Source organism: Rhodopseudomonas sp. B29, from assembly GCF_000333455.1.
Taxonomy (GTDB): Bacteria; Pseudomonadota; Alphaproteobacteria; order Rhizobiales; family Xanthobacteraceae; genus Rhodopseudomonas.
Map to the genome: position 1 here is coordinate 1 of NZ_BADD01000211.1, position 5,314 is coordinate 5,314.

General features: G+C 66.3%; 5 protein-coding genes and 1 pseudogene. 4 read left to right on the top strand and 2 right to left on the bottom strand.

The window, feature by feature from the left end; genetic code table 11:
* Positions 1–536, top strand: a pseudogene (msrA, locus tag I5M_RS29315) (peptide-methionine (S)-S-oxide reductase MsrA); the annotation flags it as partial.
* A 159-nt stretch (positions 537–695) separates the two neighbouring features.
* Positions 696–1,307 carry a polysaccharide biosynthesis/export family protein gene (locus I5M_RS07505; protein WP_022720834.1) on the top strand — a complete coding sequence of 204 codons (612 nt, stop codon included), beginning with the start codon at positions 696–698 and terminating at the stop codon, positions 1,305–1,307.
* Between the two features lie 73 nt (positions 1,308–1,380).
* Here the strand turns inward: I5M_RS07505 and I5M_RS07510 are convergent, their stop codons facing one another.
* Positions 1,381–2,118 (bottom strand): dienelactone hydrolase family protein, encoded by a 738-nt coding sequence (locus I5M_RS07510; protein WP_051048680.1) that lies wholly within the window; start codon positions 2,116–2,118, stop codon positions 1,381–1,383.
* A 46-nt stretch (positions 2,119–2,164) separates the two neighbouring features.
* Positions 2,165–2,503: a hypothetical protein gene (locus tag I5M_RS07520; protein ID WP_031335768.1), complete on the bottom strand. Its 339-nt coding sequence runs from the start codon at positions 2,501–2,503 to the stop codon at positions 2,165–2,167.
* Positions 2,504–2,803: 300 nt separating this feature from the next.
* Between I5M_RS07520 and I5M_RS07525 the strand changes: the two genes are divergently transcribed.
* Complete coding sequence (locus I5M_RS07525; RefSeq protein ID WP_022720837.1) at positions 2,804–3,910, top strand: HD-GYP domain-containing protein; 1,107 nt, start codon at positions 2,804–2,806, stop codon at positions 3,908–3,910.
* Between the two features lie 68 nt (positions 3,911–3,978).
* Positions 3,979–5,118, top strand: coding sequence for a DNA replication/repair protein RecF (recF, locus tag I5M_RS07530; RefSeq protein WP_022720838.1), 1,140 nt, complete (start codon positions 3,979–3,981; stop codon positions 5,116–5,118).
* The last annotated feature ends 196 nt before the right edge of the window (positions 5,119–5,314 follow it).

Sequence of the window (5,314 nt, forward strand, 5' to 3'; positions counted from 1 at the left end):
CCGGCCGGGCTGCAACAGGGCGGTGTTCGGGATTGGGCTGCTTCTGGGGTGCCGAGCGCAAATTCTGGCAGCTCGGCGACGGCGTCTACTCGACGGCAGTTGGCTATGCGGGTGGCTTCACGCCCAACCCGGCCTATGAGGAAGTGTGCTCCGGCCGCACCGGCCACACCGAAGTCGTGCTGGTGGTGTTCGACCCGGCCCAGATCTCCTACGAGACGCTGCTGGCGACATTCTGGGAAAGCCACGACCCGACCCAGGGCATGCGCCAGGGCAACGATGTCGGCACGCAATATCGCTCGGCCGTCTACACCTTCGACGATGCCCAGCTTCGCGCCGCGCAGGCGTCGCGCGACGCCTATGCGGCAGCGCTGAAGGCCAAGGGCTTCGGGCCGATCACCACCGAGATCGCGCCGTCCGGCGCGTTTTACTATGCCGAGGACTATCATCAGCAATATCTCGCCAAGAATCCCGGCGGCTATTGCGGGCTCGGCGGCACCGGCGTGTCGTGCCCGGTCGGGGTCGGCGTCACCGCCTGACCATCCTTCCCTCCCGCCGCGAAAACTGCGGGAGGGAACCACCTGACGTGTTCACCACACCGCGCATACAACCTTTGTTAACCCTAACAGTGCATGAATCGGAGCATCTTTTCGAAGAGGACTGCTCCGGTGCGGTGGGTGAGCGCGTTACGTTGGTCGATGATCGCGGCGATGGCCGGGCTCGCGCTCGGCGGCTGCATGCGGCGCCCAGGCCCGGTGGCGATCGCACAGCCGAGCCTGGATTCGATGGCCTATGGCGGTTATGCGGGCCCCGGTCCGGCGGCGACCGCCTATGCGGCGGTGAGCGCGGAGCCGACCTACCGGCTCGGCGCCGGTGACCGGCTGCGTGTCGTCGTCTTCGGCCAGGAAGGACTCACCAACACTTATGCGATCGATGCCTCCGGCTCGATCACCATGCCGCTGATCGGCGCCGTGCCGGCAGGTGGCAAGACGACCTCGGGACTCGCCGCCGCGATCACGGCGCGCCTGCGCAACGGCTTCATCCGTGAACCGTCGGTCGCGGTCGAAATCGAGTCCTATCGGCCGTTCTTCATCCTCGGTGAAGTCGCCGCGCCCGGCCAGTATCCCTATGTGCCGAATATGAGCGTCGAAAGCGCGGTGGCGATCGCCGGCGGCTTCACGCCGCGCGCGCGGCGCGATCAGGTGACGTTGACGCATCCCGAAGGCGACGCGGCAGTGCGCGCCGTGGTGCCGCTCGGCACTCCGATCAGCCCCGGCGACACGGTGATGGTCAGCGAGCGCTGGTTCTGAGCCGCTCGGCGATCTACGTCGCGCGGACGAAGCCGCGCGACGCAATTCGATACTCACCTAGCCAACGCTCAAACTAATCAGACGACCCCTTCGACGCGGTGCCGTGCGACAGCCGCTCGGCGAAGAAATCGAGCGTTCGCTGCCAGGCGAGATCGGAGCTCGGCTTGTCGAAGCTCGCGCGCTCGTCGCAGGAGAAACCGTGCTGCGCGCCCGGATAGACGTAGATCTTCACGTCGGGCCGCTTGCTGCGAATGATCTCGACATCGCTGAGCGGAATCCCCGAATCCTTCTCGCCGAAATGCAATTGCACGGGCACCTGCGGTTTGTCGTCGGCGAAGCGGACCACGGCGCCGCCGTAGAAACCAACCGCCGCCTTCAATCCGGTGAGCTTGGTGGCCGCCGCATAAGCGACGCTGCCGCCGAGACAGAAGCCGACAATGCCGACCGGGCCGACATCCTTGACCGCATCGATCGCCGCCTGGGAATCACGCAGCATCGCGTCCCAGTCCGGAGCGGCGACGAATTTTCGCGCCACCGCGACTTCCTCGGGCGAATAGCCGCTCTGGAATTTGCGTTCGCTGCGATCGAAGATCGACGGAGCGATCGCCGCATAGCCTTGCGCGGCGATGCGATCGCACACCGCGCGGATGTGATGATTGACGCCGAATATCTCCTGGATGACGACGATCGCGGCGTCGGGCTTGCCAGCCGGTTCGGCGCGGTAAGCGCCCAGTTCCGAATCTTCGCTTGCTTTGAGCGTGACGTCCTGTCCCCGGTAGGTCCTTTTCGTTGCGGAGGAACTTGAGGTGATCTACGTCGGGATTGAGCCGCAGCGCCCGCGCGGCCGGCCCGAACGCCTATGGCCACATCCAGCTGCTGCCCCAGTCGCCCTTCCAGCCGGTGAGGCGGAAGTTGCGAAACTGCAAGAACAGCCGGTCGCCGCGGGGGAAGAAGCCGCTGCCCCCGGCGTGTCGATAGGTCAGGAACATTTCGTCGCCGCGGCGGCCGCGCAGATAGTGCAGCGGCGTACGCAGCGCCTGCGCGGCCTGTTCGACGGTCATGCCGAACACCAGCGGCGTCGTATTGGACAAAGTCGCGGTGAACGGCGGCGAGATCGTGATGCCGGGCTGCTGCGCTGCGGCCGGCACCGTACCAGCCAGCATCAGAGTGGCGCAGACCGTGATCGCGCGCAGCATCTTCGCCTGCGCAGCCGACGCCAAAGTCCTTGGGCGATACTGGGGAAAACCCGAGCAGTCCGATATTGGACAGTCCTTTGCTGCGACCATGGCTACGATACCTCCCGCGCCAGTTGGGCGACCACCGCGTGACTTGGCTTCTTCGTCCTCGCGTTTCGCGGGGGCTGACGTGTGCGCTGCGGCAACTCTATCAAATTATACGGATAAATACATCGCAGGTTAACGACGCCCGTTAAGGCGGCTGAACCGAATAATCCGTTATGCGAGTTCCAACCCTTGGTCACCCGCACCGGTACAACGATGAACGCTCTTGCCAGTCAGCCTGCCGCTCGACCCGAGCCCCGCCGACGACTGCTGCTCGCATCCGATCGGATGGATCGCAGTCTGGACATCGTCGGCATCCTGTCACACATCGCCGAGGTTGAAACTGTCCCGGCTCCGCATCTGCCGGACGTGCCGTCGCGCGAATTGTCGGGCGTCGTTGTCGACATCAATCTGCGTTCGGCCGAAAGCGTCCAGACAGTGCGTCGCAAGCTGCTCGGCGGCGGCTACCAGCCGATGCCGCGGCTGTTCGTGATTGCCGACGAGTTGCACCACGGCTCGATGCAGGCCTGGGCCCTCGGCGCCACTGATACGATCGCACGCCCGTTCGATGCAGCCGATCTGCTCCACCGCATCCGCGCGGCATTTCCGGATCCGACCGAAGATCCCGCCACCGCCAAAGCGCAGGCGCTGGACGAGGGCGTCGCCGCCGCACACGCGGTGCTGATCAAGATGTTCGAACGACTGCCCGCCGGCAAACCGATCAGCTTTCGCGACGTGATGCAGGCCGAGGGCTCGATCCTCAAGGCTATCAAGCGCACCTCGCTCAAGGACTGGCTGACCGCCGTTGGCCGGCATCACAACGAGAGCTACCGGCTGTGCCTCTACGCCACCGGCTTCGCGGTGGCGTTCGCCCAGCATCTCGGCATGCGCGAAGAGGATCAGCGCCGGCTGACCCGCGCGGCGCTGCTCTATGACGTGGGCAAGGCCTATGTCGATACGGCCGTGCTCGACAACATCGACAGCCTGCACGGCGACCAGCTCCGCCAGTTCCGCATGCATCCACGGCTCGGCCACTACGCACTCGCCGCCGAAGGCAGCTTCCCGCGCGAGACGCTGGACGTCGTGCTGCATCATCACGAGATGCTCGACGGCTCCGGCTATCCGCAGGGCCTGCGCGGCGATCAGATCTCCGACATCGTGCGTATCACCACGATCGTCGACCAGTTCGCGGCGCTGGTCGCCAAGCGCAAGAATCACACGCCATTGCCGCCGCTGGCGGCCTTCGCCGCGCTGGAAGCGATGGGCCCCAAGATCGATCAGCGGCTGCTGCAGGCGTTCCGCCCGGTCGCGCTCGGCGGCTGAGCCGAGCGTCCACCGGGCCGCTGCGGGCGATATCTCTTCGGCTGGAATCGCGTTAGGGAGAGGGCGAGATGACGCCCTCCCGCATCACCCGCCTGACACTGACGCACTTCCGCAATTATCGCACGGCCGCGCTGTCGACGCAGGCCGACCGCGTCGTGCTGGTCGGCCCCAACGGCGCCGGCAAGACCAACTGCATCGAAGCCATCTCCTTCCTCTCCCCGGGCCGCGGCCTGCGCCGCGCCACGCTCGGTGACGTCGCCGACAATGAAGGCGACGGCTCCTGGGCGGTGTCGGCCGAGGTCGAGGGCGCATTAGGCCTCGCCACGCTCGGCACCGGCATCGAACCGCCGCAGGGAGACGCAACGACAACGCGGCGCTGCCGGATCGACCGCGAGCCGGTCGGCTCGGCCGCAGCATTCGGCGATCATCTGCGCATGGTGTGGCTGACGCCGGCGATGGACGCGCTGTTCATGGGCGCGGCGTCAGAGCGGCGGCGGTTCTTCGACCGCCTGGTGCTGGCGATCGACAGCCAGCATTCGGCCCGCGTCTCGGCGCTCGACCGCAGCCTGCGTTCGCGCAATCGCCTGCTCGAGGATTATCGCAACGCCGACTCGCACTGGCTCGACGCGATCGAGCGCGAGACCGCCGAGCTCGCGATCGCGGTCGCCGCCCAGCGCGGCCAGACCGCGGCGCGTCTGGTGGCGATGCTGGACGCGCGTGGCGCGAGCTCGGCGTTTCCGCAGGCCCGCATCATGCTCGACGGCTGGATGGAGAATGCGCTGCTGACCGAGCCCGCCACCGCGGTCGAGGATCGCTACCGCACGATTCTACGCGACAGTCGTCCGCGCGACGCGGCCGCCGGCCGGACGCTCGACGGCCCCCACCTCACCGACCTCGAAGTGATCTACGCGCCCAAATCGATGCCGGCCCGCGACGCCTCGACCGGCGAACAAAAGGCGCTGCTGATCGGCCTGGTGCTGGCGCATGCGCAGCTCGTCGCCGAGATGACCACGATCACACCGCTGCTGCTGCTCGACGAGGTCGTGGCGCATCTCGACCCCGACCGGCGCGCGGCTTTGTTCGGCGAATTGGAGAAGCTCGGCGCGCAGGTCTGGATGACCGGCGCTGACCCCGCGGCGTTCGTGGCGATCGGCGCAGGTTCGGAAATTTTCAGCGTCGAAAACGGCCGAATCCGGCCGCGCGGCTGAGGCCACAACAGCCCGTTTTCGGCGCCTGAAAACCTGCCTTCGCGAAGCCCTTCGGGCGCCTTGAAAAAAGCCCGAAATTTCTTATGTTATCAACAGCTTGCACGCAGCCACTTTAGGCTAGGCGCAGGCCCTCTTTCATGGCACAACACAACGCTTCTTTCGACCGGCGCACGCCGATTCGACATGCATCTCCAAA

Coding starts and splice junctions, on each gene's coding strand:
- I5M_RS07520 (WP_031335768.1), bottom strand. CDS start 2,503: ATGCTGCGCGCGATCACGGTCTGCGCCACTCTGATGCTGGCTGGTACG.
- recF (WP_022720838.1), top strand. CDS start 3,979: ATGACGCCCTCCCGCATCACCCGCCTGACACTGACGCACTTCCGCAAT.
- I5M_RS07525 (WP_022720837.1), top strand. CDS start 2,804: ATGAACGCTCTTGCCAGTCAGCCTGCCGCTCGACCCGAGCCCCGCCGA.
- I5M_RS07505 (WP_022720834.1), top strand. CDS start 696: ATGATCGCGGCGATGGCCGGGCTCGCGCTCGGCGGCTGCATGCGGCGC.